Origin of the sequence: Chthoniobacter sp. (genome assembly GCF_040003245.1) — a bacterium.
Taxonomy (GTDB): Bacteria; Verrucomicrobiota; Verrucomicrobiia; order Chthoniobacterales; family Chthoniobacteraceae; genus Chthoniobacter.
In genome coordinates this window covers 1-13,252 of sequence record NZ_JBDUCX010000058.1, presented here as the reverse complement: position 1 = coordinate 13,252, position 13,252 = coordinate 1, and the positions used below count along the sequence as shown (strand labels likewise).

The window sequence follows — 13,252 nt, the reverse complement described above, 5'->3', positions numbered from 1 at the left end:
AATGAAGCACGTGGCGATCATTGGTGGCGGAGTCATCGGACTCAGCGCGGCGCTGGAGTGCGCGCGGCGCGGGCATCGCGTTTCGGTCATTGAACGCGCGCCCACGCAGCGCGGCGCCTCGCTGGGCAACGCGGGGATGATTGTTCCCAGTCACTTCACACCGCTGGCAGCGCCGGGGATGATCGCGCTCGGGGCGAAGTGGATGTGGAATCCGGAGTCGCCGTTTTACATTAAGCCGCGATGGAGCTGGGATCTTCTCGCTTGGGCGGCGCGGTTTTGGAAAGCGAGCACCCGCGAGCGCGTCGATCGCGCGGCGCCACTCTTGCGCGATCTGCATCTGGCCAGCCGCGAAGCGTATGCACGGCTGGCAGAGGAGGAAGATTTCGGCCTCGTGAAGCGCGGGCTTCTCATGCTCTGCAAGACCGCGCGGGCGCTCGAGCAAGAGGCGCAGATGGCTGCGCATGCGCGCGCGCTTGGCGTACCCGCGAGGGTGCTCGATGCGAAGGAGGCAGCAGCGCTCGATCCCAACGTGACGATGGACATCGCGGGCGCGGTGTACTTTGAGCAGGATTGCCACTGCGATCCCGCTCGCTACGTGGCAACGCTCGAACAGCGACTGCGCGCCGCCGGCGCTGAGCTGATCTATGACGCGGAAGTCACCGGCTGGCATCGCGATGAGGCGCGGCTCGCCGCGGTCCATACAACACGCGGGGAGATCGCCGCAGACGAGTTTCTCCTCGCGGGTGGCGCGTGGTCGCCGGCGCTCGTGGCGGAACTCGGGCTGCGGCTTCCAATGCAAGCGGGCAAAGGCTACAGCGTGACGGTGCCGCAGCCGGTCGAGCAGCCGCAGTTGTGCTCGATCTTCACCGAGGCGCGCGTCGCCGCCACACCCATCGGCAACACCTTGCGCTTCGGCGGGACCATGGAAATTGCCGGTATGGACAAACGCATCAATCCCCGGCGCGTGGCGGGCATCCTGCGGGCAATCCCGGAATATTTTCCACGCTTCCGCCCCGAACACTTCGAGGGGCTGCAACCATGGTGTGGACTGCGGCCCTGTTCACCGGATGGGCTGCCCTATCTCGGACGCACTCGCGCAGCGCCGAATCTGGTGGTCGCCACTGGCCACGCAATGATGGGACTGAGCCTCGCGCCGGTGACCGGTCAACTGGTGGGACAAATCATCGATCACGAAACACCCCGCATCGATTTGAAGCTGTTGGACGTCGACCGTTTTGCTTGAATCGCGGCATGAGCCGTCCGGGCGGTCTCGCCTCCCTCCTCGCATCCGAAAGCATGGCCCTCGCCCTGCCGCTCGAGCGCGTCTTCGACGACCTTCCGAATGTCGTTTTTTTCATTAAGGACCGCGCCGGGCGATACCTCGCGGTGAATAAGACACTCGTGGAGCGTTGCGCCTTTGCGGACAAGGCGCGGCTGGTGGGCAGGCGACCGTCGGATTTTTTCCCGGCAGCCCTTGCCGAACATTACGAGCGCCAGGACCGGCGCGTTCTCCAAGGCGGCAAGCCTGTCCTGGACCAACTGGAACTTCACCTCTATCCCGACCGCAGCCGGGGCTGGTGTCTGACGAGCAAATACCCGGTCCTGGATCCCCGCACGGGAAAAATCGCTGCGATCATGGGCATCTCGCGCGACGTGGAGGACGCCGCGCGGCGGGCAGCCGGCCAGGGCCTTCCGGAACTGGCCCGCGCCATCGAGGTGATGCAGGCGCGCATCCCAAACCCTCCCGAGATCAAGGAACTGGCGACGATCTGCGGCCTGTCGACAGCGCGCTTTTCGGGACTGGTGCAGCGCGTGTTTCAACTCACACCGCGCCAGCTCGCCATGAAGGTGCGGATCGATGAAGCGCTGCATCTGCTCACTACCAGCAAACGTTCGCTCACCGACATCGCCCTGGAGACCGGATTCTGCGACCAAAGCGCCTTCACGCGGCATTTTCGGCGCATGACCGGCGTTCCGCCCGGAACCTTTCGCCTCCGGGCGGGTTGAACGCCCAGCCTTCCATGAAAATCACTCTATTTTTCCTCGTGGCGCTGACCGTCGTGGCGCACGCCTCAGACAAGCCGAACATCGTCGTCATCCTGGCCGACGATTACGGCTACGGCAGCGCGGGTTGTTACGGGGCGAATCCCGCGCTCGTGAAGACGCCCAACATCGATCGACTGGCGCGCGAAGGGCGGCGCTTCACGGATGCGAATACGACCTCGTCGGTGTGCTCGCCGACGCGCTACTCGGTGCTCACGGGCCGCTACTGCTGGCGCACATCGCTCACCCATGAAGTGCTGAGCACATTCGCCCCGCTGCACATCGAGACCACGCGCCTGAATTTGGCTTCGCTCCTCAAGGGACACGGCTACCAAACGGCGGCGATCGGCAAATGGCACCTCGGCTACGGCACCGCGACGGATGCACCGCAATGGCGCACGGATTATTCGGCGGAGCTCTCTCCCGGGCCGTTGGATATCGGCTTTGATTATCACTTCGGCGTGCCGAGCAACCACGGCGACCTGACCGGTGTGTATGTCGAGAATCGCTTCGTCTATGGCCTCCGCTCAGGAAAGATCCCGCCGAGCATGAAACTGCCGGGACCGGTGCCGGACGACGATAACTTCAAGCCCACCTACGACGCCGAGGATACGGAAGGCGGACGCGGCGCTGGAAAAATCCTCGCTCTCGATGCACCCCGCCGAAAGAACGAGCGCGTCATGGCGACGCTCACGGATAAAGCCGTGCATTGGATCGAACAGCAGCCCAAGGACAAGCCGTTCTTCCTCTACTTCACGCCCGTGGCCGTCCACAGCCCCGTGACGCCCGACAAAGATATCGCGGGCCAAAGCGCCGCCGGATTGTTCGGCGACTGGATCACCGAACTGGATCGCAGCGTGGGGCGCATTCTCGACACCCTGGCCAAACAAGGGGTGGCCGAAAACACGCTCGTCATCTTCACCAGCGATAATGGCGGCGTGAAAGAGCCCGCGCAAAAGACCACCCCGCAGACGGCGGCGCTCAATGCGGGGCTCGTCGTGAATGGCATCTGGCGCGGCGGCAAACATCACGTGTGGGAAGGCGGCTTCAAGGTGCCCTTCATCGTGCGCTGGCCGGGACATGCGCCGGCCGGCACGACTTGCGATGAGATGGTGAGCCTCGCCGATATTCTCGCCACGACGGCCGCGGTGGTGGGTGACAAGCTGCCCGCGGCCGAAAAGGCCGCGGAAGACAGCTACAACATCCTGCCCGCGATCCTCGACCAGACGACCGCGCCCGTCCGCACGGACATGGTGGTGCACAGCTCGGACGGCGTCTTTGCCATCCGCAAGGGGCCGTGGAAATGGATCGAGGGTGTGCCGGTCGAAGACATCAAGCCCGGCGCGCGCAAGGCGCACGCGAACGAGTTTCGGGAGCAACTCTACAATACGCACGATGATCCGGGCGAGACGACCGACGTGAGCACTTCGCATCCCGACGTGGTGAAAGAACTTCGCGCCTTGCTCGTCCGCTATCGCGATGGTGGCTATAGCCGCGAGATGCCGCCGGTAGTGGAAAAGCGCAAACCGGAGACCGCCGTGTTGCCGCCGCTCACGGGCAAGATCGTGTTGAATGAGACTCTCAATCACGTGCCGGACAAGCCTTGGTTGGTGGCCCGCGGCGAGTGGACCGCGAAGGACGGCGCGCTCTGGGGCGCGCAGAAGGATGGCGACCAGCAGGCCGCGGGCCTGCGCGCTCCGCTCGCGGTGACGGATGCGGTGCTGCAATACGAACTCTGCTTTCGCGGGGCAAACCGGCACTCGCTGCGCGTGGAATCGAGCGACCGCAAGCACAGCTTCCGAATCGTCGTGTCGCGCAGCTCCCTGGAGATCACGAAAAATCCTTCGCAAGGCGAAACCGTCGAGCAGACGGAGCCCCTCGCCCGCAAAGCGCTGAAACTCGAAACCGGCGAGTGGTATCCCCTGCGCATCACGTTCCATGGCACGGAAGTCACCGCGGAAATTGCCGGTGCAAAGATTACAGGCAAGCACCCGGTGATCGCCGAACCCAAAGGCGCGGCGAATTTCCTGGTCTTCGACAAAGCCGTTGGCTTCCGCAAGGTGCAGGCTTCGGTCGAATAGCTTCTGCCTGCCAGGATGACAGCTGCACCGCCCGTGCCCTTACCTGCACACGCGTTATTGAAAATCGATTCTCATCACTGAAAGCGTTTGCGGAAACGCCGGCCGCAAAATGGGAAAATAATCGGAAATTTTTACAATTGTGGGGATTCAGAGACTGATTTACGCGCCGTCACGTAAATTGCGACATCGCGCCAGGCCGCCGCTGCGGAACAAAGAGACGGTGCGGTGCGACCCGTGCTCCGATTCAGATTCAGATGAATACCAATCCTGAAGCCGCCCCCCGTCCGAGAGTGCTCGTGGTGGATGATGAGCCCGCGATCTTGTTCACGCTCAAACGGATTCTCGAGCACACCGGCTACGAAGTGCAAACCGCGTCGTCGGGCCGCGAGGGCCTGATCGCCTTCCAGCAAGGGCCATGGGATCTGGTAACTCTGGATCGCTCCATGCCCGACATGAACGGGGAGGAAGTAGCCGCCGAAATGACGCGCGTCGCACCCCAAGTTCCTCTCATCCTGATCACAGGTTTTCCCCAGGCCGTGCTTCGTCCCGGATTATTTAACGCCGTCCTTGGGAAGCCATTTCGGCCGGCAGAATTATTGCAGTGCTTTAGTCAGGTGCTCGCCAGGCATGCCGAAGGCGCTGGCCAACTCCCGCAGGGGGGCCGCATGGCCGGATGCGGCTGCGATTGATCTTGCCTCCCGGGCAAGGATGCCACCAAAGGAGCGTCGGGATGCGAACCATCCTTTGAACAATCGCTCTAGTGGCCACACCAGAACCAATCGAGAATCACGGAATCGTGGGGGACTTGAACACCGTCGCGCTGGTCGCGCTGGATGGGACGGTGGATTTCTTTTGCTTCCCGCGGTTCGATTCTCCCAGCGTCTTCGCGGCGTTGCTCGATGCGGAACGCGGTGGTCATTTTCAGATCTGCCCGGAGTTTAATGGCCACTCCCGGCACCGGCAGCTTTATCTCCCCGACTCGAACATTCTCCTCACGCGCATCCTCTCCTCGGATGGCGTCGTGGAGATTTCCGATTTCATGCCGGTGGAAGAGGCGATGAACGCCCACAACCTGGTGCGCCGGGTGAAGAGCGTGCGTGGGGAGATTTCCTTCCGCATGGAGTGTGCGCCGCGGTTCAATTACGCGCGCTCCCCGCATCGCTGTGAACGGCAGGACAACGACGTGCTTTTCATTTCCGAGGGGCCGGACAAAACCGTGCTGCGCCTGCACTCCTCGGTGCCTCTCACGGTCGAGAATGGCAATGCCGTCGCGTCCTTCCGCCTGCGCGCCAATGAAACCGCCTCCTTCGTCCTGGAAGACGGCCGCCAGCAACGCGGGTGCAACGCGCATGACTTCGTCTCGGAAAGTTTCAAGCGCACCCTGGACTATTGGCGCCGCTGGATCGGCCACTGCCGCTATCAAGGCCGCTGGCAGGAGATCGTGCGCCGCTCGGCCTTGACACTGAAGCTGCTCGTCTCCCAGCCCCATGGCTCACTGCTGGCCGCGCCCACTTTCGGCCTGCCCGAAGTGCTCGGCGGCAGTCGCAACTGGGACTACCGCTATACTTGGATCCGCGATGCTTCCTTCACCATCTACGCCCTGATGCGCCTCGGCTACACCGAAGAAGCGGGCGCCTTCAATCGCTGGATCGAACAGCGCTGCCACGAAGTGGCCGAGGGCAGCTCACTCCAGATCATGTACGGGCTCGATGGCCGGCATGACCTCACCGAGGAAACGCTCGATCACCTTGCGGGATACGCCGGCTCGCGTCCGGTGCGCATTGGCAACGGCGCGTACGGTCAGCTCCAGCTCGATATCCAGGGCGAGCTCATGGATTCGATCTATCTCTACGACAAGTGGGGCGAACCCATCAGCCATGGGCTTTGGAAGAGCCTGGTCCCCCTGCTCGAATGGGTCTGCAAACACTGGCAGGAACCAGACGAAGGGATCTGGGAAACTCGCCAAGGGCGGCAGCATTTCCTCTATTCACGACTGATGTGCTGGGTGGCACTGGATCGCGGGTTGCGGATCGCGCGCAAACGCTCCTTTCCTGCCCCACTGGCGAAATGGATCGAGGTACGGGACCGCATCTTCAACGAAATTCACACCCAATTCTGGGATGAAAAGCGGCAGGCGTTCGTGCAATTCCCGGGCTCCACCGCCGTCGATGCATCCTGTCTGCTCATGCCACTGGTGAAATTTATCGGCCCGACCGATCCGCAATGGCTGTCCACATTGAAAGTCATCGGTGAAAAGCTCGTCGATGATTCCCTCGTCCACCGGTACGACCATGATCATGGCACCGGCGATCCGGAGACGGCGCGCGAAGGCACCTTCAACATGTGCACCTTTTGGTATGCGGAATGCCTCGCCCGCGGCGGCGATCCCCTGCAGGGCCGCTATGTCTTCGAGAAAATGCTCGGCTACGGAAACCATCTCGGCCTCTTCGGCGAAGAGACGGGCGCGACCGGCGAGCAGTTGGGGAATTTTCCCCAAGCATTCACGCACCTTGGCTTGATTAGCGCCGCGTATGCGCTGGATCGTGCGCTGAACGCCGAGTCCACAAAATCCCGGTAATGGCTCGCGGCTTCGCAACAGGCTGAGGCGAAGAGCAAACGCAACCTTCGAGCCAGGCGTTGGTTTTCGACTCTGTTGGGATGGACGAATACCTCCGATTCCCGATCTGCCGTCCCTCCACACACCTGACCATATGCACGTTCTCCGTATTTCGTTCATTGCTCTCGTGGTCTCCACACTAGAGCTCGCCACACCCCCGCGCAGCGAGGGCGCCGAGGCCACTCCCGCTCCGTCCAATCCGCAAGCGCCATCGCGTCATCCGCGTTATGAATCGGAATACCAGCACCGCGTCTTCAAAGGGACCGGCAACGGGGAGTTGAGTTACGGCTGGCTGACGCCGCTCAAACCCGAAGCGGGGGAGAAATATCCACTGGTCATCTGCCTGCATGGCGCGGGCGGCGGGGTGAAGGCAAGCTCCGTGCTCATCCGCCCGCCGATGCGCCAGCAGCATCCGGCCTTCGTCATGGTACCGGAGGCGGACCGGCCGTTCACTTGGGCAAAGACCGATGTTATCAAGCGTGCCGGCCTGCCGCCGGAACTTCCGGAAAAGCTGCCGGTGCTGATCGAAACGATCCGCTCCTTGTTGAAAACGGAGTCGATCGATCCGGCGCGCATCTACATCACGGGGCAATCGATGGGTGGGGTCGGCTCCTGGGGTGCGATTGCGCGGTATCCCGAGCTCTTCGCCGCCGCCGTGCCCGTCTGCGGGGCATGGCATGTGGAAGATGTGCCAAAGATGAAAGGCGTGGCCGTCTGGGCGTTTCATGGCGAAAAGGATCCCACCGTCCCCGTGGCCTTCTCGCGTGACCTCACGGCCGCGCTCACCAAAGCCGGCGGCACGGCCAGGTACACCGAATACCCCGAGGTGCCCCACAATAGCTGGGAGAAGGCCTACGAGGAGACCGAAATGTGGAAGTGGCTCTTCGGTCAAAGGAAAGCCGCCGCAGGGAATTGACAGGAGTGCCGCGCACTCCCCGAATCCTCTTCCGCGCTTTCATGAAACTCTCCCCGCTTTTCGCTGTCGCTCTTCTCGCTTTTTCCGCCGGCTTTTCGCCCGCCGCGGAGGTTGGGAACCCGCCCAATATCGTCGTCATCCTCGCCGATGATCTCGGCTACGGCAGCGTGGGCTGTTTCGGGGCGGACGGCAAATTGGTGCGCACCCCGAATATCGACCGCCTGGCGCGCGAGGGCCGGCGTTTCACCGATGCGAACACGACCTCATCGGTTTGCACGCCCACCCGTTACTCGCTCCTCACCGGTCGCTACTGCTGGCGCACGTCGTTAAAGTACGAAACGCTCAATACCTTCGCGCCCCTGCTCATCGAACCCGGCCGCTACAACATGGCCTCCATGCTCAAGGCGCATGGCTATCGCACCGCCGCCATCGGAAAATGGCACCTTGGCTACGGCGACGCCAGGAACGATCCCAAATATCGCGTGGACTACACGGCGGAACTCGCGCCGGGGCCCCTGGAACTGGGCTTCGACTATCATTTCTCCGTCCCACAAAATCACGGAGACATCACCGGTGTCTTCGTGGAGAACCACTTCGTCTACGGCCTGCGCTCGGGAAAAATCCCCGCCGACATGAAGCTGCCCGGGCCGGTGCCCGACGATGAAAACTTCGCGTCCACCTATTCCAGCGAGATGCAGCAGGGGCGCGGCAAGACGCCGATCGAGATCGACGCTCCTCGACGCGTGGACGACCGCGTCATGCCCAAATTGACGGACCAGGCTGTGCACTGGATCGAGCAACAAAAAGCCGGCACGCCTTTCTTCCTCTACTTCGCGCCGGTGGCCGTGCACGAACCGGTGACGCCTTCGAAAGACACGAGGGGTACGAGCACCGCGGGCATCTTCGGCGACTGGATTCACGAACTGGATCGCACCGTGGGGCGCGTGCTCGAGACGCTCGATAAGCAAGGCCTCGCGCAGGACACGCTGGTCATTTTCACCAGCGACAATGGCGGCGTCTTCGAGCCCGGCCAGCAGACGCGTCCGGAGACTCTCGCCGTCCAGGCCGGGCTCGCGGTGAACGGCCAGTATCGCGGGGGCAAGACCCACGTTTACGAGGGCGGCTTCAAGGTGCCCTTCATCGCGCGCTGGCCGGGCAAAGTGCCTGCCGGCACCGAATGCCGCGAGATGATCAGCATGGCGGATGTGCTCGCGACGACCGCCGCCATCGTCGGCGAAAAGCTTCCACCCGCCGATCAGGCCGCCGAGGACAGCTACAACATCCTGCCCGCGCTGCTCGGGGAGAAATACGACAAACCAATGCGGCCGGATATGGTGACGCACAGCAACGACGGAGTCTTCGCGATGCGCAAGGGGCCGTGGAAATGGATCGAAGGCGTGCCGGTCAAGCAGATCAGTCCGGCAATTCGCAAAGGCCACGCCCCGGAATTTCAGCGGCAGCTCTACAACCTCCAGGACGATCCAAAGGAAACGAAGGATCTGAGCGAACAACATCCCGAGATCGTGAAGGAATTGGAAGCAATGTTGAATCAACAGCGCGATGCCAGCCACACGCGTGAACTGCCTCGGGCGAGCGCCGCTCGATCGCACGAAGAAGCCTCGCGAGTGGTCGATGCCACCTCGATGCACAAGAAAGTGATGTGCGGCTACCAGGGCTGGTTCCGTTGCCCCGGTGACGCCGCCAACATGGGCTGGATCCATTATAGCCGCGGCCCCATCACACCGGCCTCGCTGACGTTTGAGATGTGGCCAGACGTGCATGAGTTCGGCAAGGACGAGCGTTTTGCCGTGCCCGGTTTCACCCTGCCCGACGGCTCGCCTGCCGAGCTGTTCAGCTCCGACAATGCCGCCACCGTGCAGCGGCACTTCGAGTGGATGCGCGACTACGGCATCGATGGCGTCTACCTCCAGCATTTCCTGCTCGATATGCCTGGCGCACCGGCCGGGAACCGTTACGAGTCTCGCCGCCGCGTGCTCGATCACGTTTTACACGCCGCCGAGCAGACCGGCCGCGTCTGGGCCATTTCCTTCGATGCCGCGGGTAGGCCGGCCGATCGCATCTTCGATCTGCTCACCACCGAATGGCGCCGGCTGGTCGACGAAAAGATCACCGCCAACCCGCGCTATTTGCATGAACACGGTTTGCCCGTCGTGCAGATCTGGGGCTTCTACTGGCAAAACCCGTCGAACCACATGAGCGCGAAAGTCGCGGAAAAGCTCATCGCCTTCTTCCAGCAACCGGGGCCGTACGCTGCCTTCCTCGCCGGCGGGGGCGACTGGGACTGGCGCCGCAATTCCGATCCCGCGTGGCAGGCCTTCTTCCGCAAGTTCGGCGCCTACTCGCCGTGGAACGTCGGCAATGCGCCCACGAATGCGCGCGGCGAAAAGTTCGCCGGGATCGACTACTGGGCCGACGACAAGCGCACCTGCGAACAGAATGGCGTGTTCTGGCTGCCCGTCGTCTATGCCGGTTTCAGTTGGGACAACCTGCAACAGAAGCCGCCAGGCACGACGAACATCCCGCGCCGCGGTGGCAAGTTCCTGTGGGAACAACTGCACGCTCTCTCCAAGCTCGGCGCGGATTCCATCTACGTCGCGATGTTCGACGAGATCGATGAAGGTACCGCGATCTTCAAAGTCACCAGCGCCCCGCCGACGCAGGGCCATTTCGTCGGCTACGAGGGATTACCGAGCGATTGGTATCTGCGCCTCGTGGGCGAAGGCGGCCGGTTGCTCAAGCAACGTCTGCCCGTTCCCGCAGAGATTCCGATCCAGCCCTGAATACACCGCCGTTCCACCCATGAAACTTCTCCTCCGTATCGCCGTCTGCTTTTCGATGGCGAGCCTGTCTCTGCTACGCGCCGCCGAAACGCCGAAGCGCCCGATCAACGTCCTCTTCATCATCACCGATCAGCAGCGCTGGGACACACTCGGGAGCATGGGCAACAAAGTCATCAAGACGCCGAATCTCGATCGGCTTGCCGCGGAGGGTGCGCGCTTTACGCGGATGTATTCCTCGTGCCCGGTGTGCGTGCCGGCGCGCACGGTCATTCTCACCGGGCGCAGTTGCAGCTCGAACCATCTCCTGACCAACCAGGAAATCGACCGCGCCGATCTGCCGACGTTCGAGACTTTCGATCAGGTGCTGATCAAGCAGGGCTATCGTGGCGAGTATTACGGCAAGTGGCACAGCCCATACAAGTATGCGCTCGATTATGCCAACGGGGTGCGGTGGACCAATGGCAAGAAGCCGCCGGGATCGCGCGCCGAGCTCAATGAAGCGCAGGCCTTTCTGAAGTATCTCGACGAGCACGTGCCCCAGCGTCCGCTCGAACCGGGCGAGCAACTTGCGAACATGTACAACCGTCCCTACCGGCCCGACCCGCTCGACGGCTCGTATGGCCTGCCGCCGGAGAAGGTGCAGCAGCTCTTGCGCAATCGCGAAGCCGGCAATGCCGCGCAAGTCGGCCAGGGATTTTCCTACGGCTGCCTCGATGTTCCGCCGGAGCACACGATGACGGCCTGGACGGTGAAGGACGGCCTCAAGGCGCTCGACCGCCTCAAGGACGGGCCATTCACGCTCACCGTTTCCATCGGACCGCCACATCCGCCGATGGTGCTGCCCAAGCCCTACTACGGCATGTATCCCGCGGCGGAAATGCCCGTTCCCGCGAGCATCGAGGACACGCGCGCCGGGTCGCCTTACTTCCGGTCGCTGATGCCGCCGGCCTATCGCGACAAGGACAAAGTCCGGCAGATGATCTCGGACTACTACGGCCTCATCACGCTCAACGATGATTGGATCGGCAAGCTGCTCGCGCGCCTCGACGAACTGCACCTCAGCGACCATACGCTCGTCATCTTCACCGCCGACCATGGCGAAATGCTCGGCGACCACGGCATGTACAGCAAATTCGTTTTCTACGAAGGATCCGCGCACATTCCACTGCTCGTGCGGCTGCCGGGAGTCATTCCGCCCGGCACCGTGGTGAATGCACCGGTGGCGCAGATCGATCTCTTCTCCACGATCCTCGACTACTGCGGAGTCGCCGGCCGCGCCTCGGAAGGCGCCACGCTGCGTCCACTCATCGAAGGCCAGGACGATGGCGCGAAGCGGCTCGCCGTCTCCGAATGGAACGGCACCGCGGTGCCCGGCTACATGGTGTGCGATGGCCGCTGGAAGCTGATGTTTGGCCGCGGCCTGACCGCGCGTGCCCGAGATGGATTGTTCGATCTGCAAAGCGACCCGAATGAAGTGAAGAATCTGCTCGCCACCGAAGCCGATCGGGCAGCGAACAAGGAAGTCGCCACGCGACTCAAGCAATCACTCGTCGATTGGCTGGAACGCGTGAAGTCTCCGTACGTCGAGGAAGTCCGGGCCCGTCCCTTAGGCGGACAAGGCTGATGCGTCCAATCGAGGACTACGCGAATTGGGCATTTTGGGCATTGAAAACGGCATTTTTCACAATGGAGCCAATGGAGCCAATGGAGGCCGGGCTTTTTTGAGCGAATGATGATATAACGGTCGCCACTCGCCTCCCCATGCCGCATCTCCCAAATCATCCTCTGCCTATGGCGCTCTCGCTCCGATCCCTTCCTTCCCTGCTCCTCGCCGCCGCCATCGGCCTGGCCTCGGGAGTGATCCGCGCCGAAGTGCCGGCATCACCCAGGCCGACGCAGGCCAATGTGCCGTATGGCCAGCACGCGCGGCAGGTGCTCGACTTTTACCAGGCGGAAGCGAGCCAGCCAACGCCCGTGCTCTTTTACATCCACGGCGGCGGCTGGATGTCGGGCGACAAGAACACTCCCGACTTTCTCGTCCCGTGTCTCAAATCGGGCATCTCCGTGGTCTCCATCGAGTATCGCCTGCTCCCCGACGCGATCGCCGACGGTGTGAACCCGCCGGTGAAAGCCTGCCTGGATGACTCCGCCCGGGCGCTGCAATTCGTGCGCAGCAAGGCGAAGGAATGGAACATCGACAAGACACGCATCGCGGGCTGCGGTGGGTCCGCCGGGGGCTTCAATACGCTGTGGCTCGCCTACCATGCCGATATGGCCGATCCGAAGAGCGCTGATCCCATCGCCCGCGAATCCACGCGGCTGACCTGCGCCGTGACCTTCGTTCCGCAGACTTCGCTCGATCCAAAACAAATGACGGCGTGGATTCCCAACAACCAATACGGCGGCCACGCCTTTTCGCTGCCGAACTATCAGGCGTTCCTCGATCAACGAGAGAAATTCATGCCGTGGATTCGCGAGTTCTCTCCTTACGAACTGGTCTCGCCGGGTGCGCCGCCGGTCTATCTCTTCTACGATTCACCCGTCGCCCTCGGCGAACCGTGGAAAGATCCGCCGCACTCGGCGAATTTCGGCGCAGGCCTAGTGGAGAAGCTCAAGAAGGTCGGAGTCGAGTATGAGTTCAACTACACCGGCGCGACCGGCGTGAAGCATCCCGATATCTTCGGTTTCCTGCTGGAGAAGCTCCAGGTCTCACCCGTAAAATGAAAAATCCCACCGATCTCCCACCGATCTCCCACCGATCTCCCACCGATCTCCCACCGATCTCCCACCGATC

9 protein-coding genes are annotated in these 13,252 nt (G+C 62.5%); all 9 read left to right on the top strand.

The annotated features are described in order from the left end of the window. The first annotated feature begins 1 nt into the window (after position 1). The 9 genes from ABJF10_RS10175 (at position 2) to ABJF10_RS10135 (ending at position 13,182) form a co-directional block, all read left to right on the top strand. Positions 2 to 1,243, top strand: a complete 1,242-nt coding sequence (locus ABJF10_RS10175) for an FAD-dependent oxidoreductase (protein ID WP_348544450.1) — start codon at positions 2 to 4, stop codon at positions 1,241 to 1,243. Between the two features lie 8 nt (positions 1,244 to 1,251). Next, entirely contained in the window at positions 1,252 to 2,007 is a 756-nt protein-coding gene (locus ABJF10_RS10170; protein WP_348544449.1) for an AraC family transcriptional regulator, read from the top strand. A 14-nt stretch (positions 2,008 to 2,021) separates the two neighbouring features. Further along, positions 2,022 to 4,124 (top strand): arylsulfatase, encoded by a 2,103-nt coding sequence (locus ABJF10_RS10165; RefSeq protein WP_348544448.1) that lies wholly within the window; start codon positions 2,022 to 2,024, stop codon positions 4,122 to 4,124. Between the two features lie 254 nt (positions 4,125 to 4,378). Then, positions 4,379 to 4,813 carry a response regulator gene (locus ABJF10_RS10160; RefSeq protein ID WP_348544447.1) on the top strand — a complete coding sequence of 145 codons (435 nt, stop codon included), beginning with the start codon at positions 4,379 to 4,381 and terminating at the stop codon, positions 4,811 to 4,813. 71 nt (positions 4,814 to 4,884) lie between these two features. Then, positions 4,885 to 6,702, top strand: coding sequence for a glycoside hydrolase family 15 protein (locus tag ABJF10_RS10155; RefSeq protein ID WP_348544446.1), 1,818 nt, complete (start codon positions 4,885 to 4,887; stop codon positions 6,700 to 6,702). Positions 6,703 to 6,835: 133 nt separating this feature from the next. Continuing rightward, a complete protein-coding gene (locus tag ABJF10_RS10150; RefSeq protein WP_348544445.1) occupies positions 6,836 to 7,657 on the top strand; it encodes a prolyl oligopeptidase family serine peptidase in 822 nt (273 codons plus the stop codon). A gap of 41 nt (positions 7,658 to 7,698) precedes the next feature. Then, positions 7,699 to 10,458: a sulfatase-like hydrolase/transferase gene (locus ABJF10_RS10145; protein WP_348544444.1), complete on the top strand. Its 2,760-nt coding sequence runs from the start codon at positions 7,699 to 7,701 to the stop codon at positions 10,456 to 10,458. Between the two features lie 19 nt (positions 10,459 to 10,477). Further along, positions 10,478 to 12,082: a sulfatase-like hydrolase/transferase gene (locus ABJF10_RS10140; RefSeq protein ID WP_348544443.1), complete on the top strand. Its 1,605-nt coding sequence runs from the start codon at positions 10,478 to 10,480 to the stop codon at positions 12,080 to 12,082. A gap of 167 nt (positions 12,083 to 12,249) precedes the next feature. Then, the gene (locus ABJF10_RS10135; RefSeq protein ID WP_348544442.1) at positions 12,250 to 13,182 is read left to right on the top strand and encodes an alpha/beta hydrolase; all 933 of its coding nucleotides are present in this window, start codon (positions 12,250 to 12,252) and stop codon (positions 13,180 to 13,182) included. Positions 13,183 to 13,252: the final 70 nt, after the last annotated feature.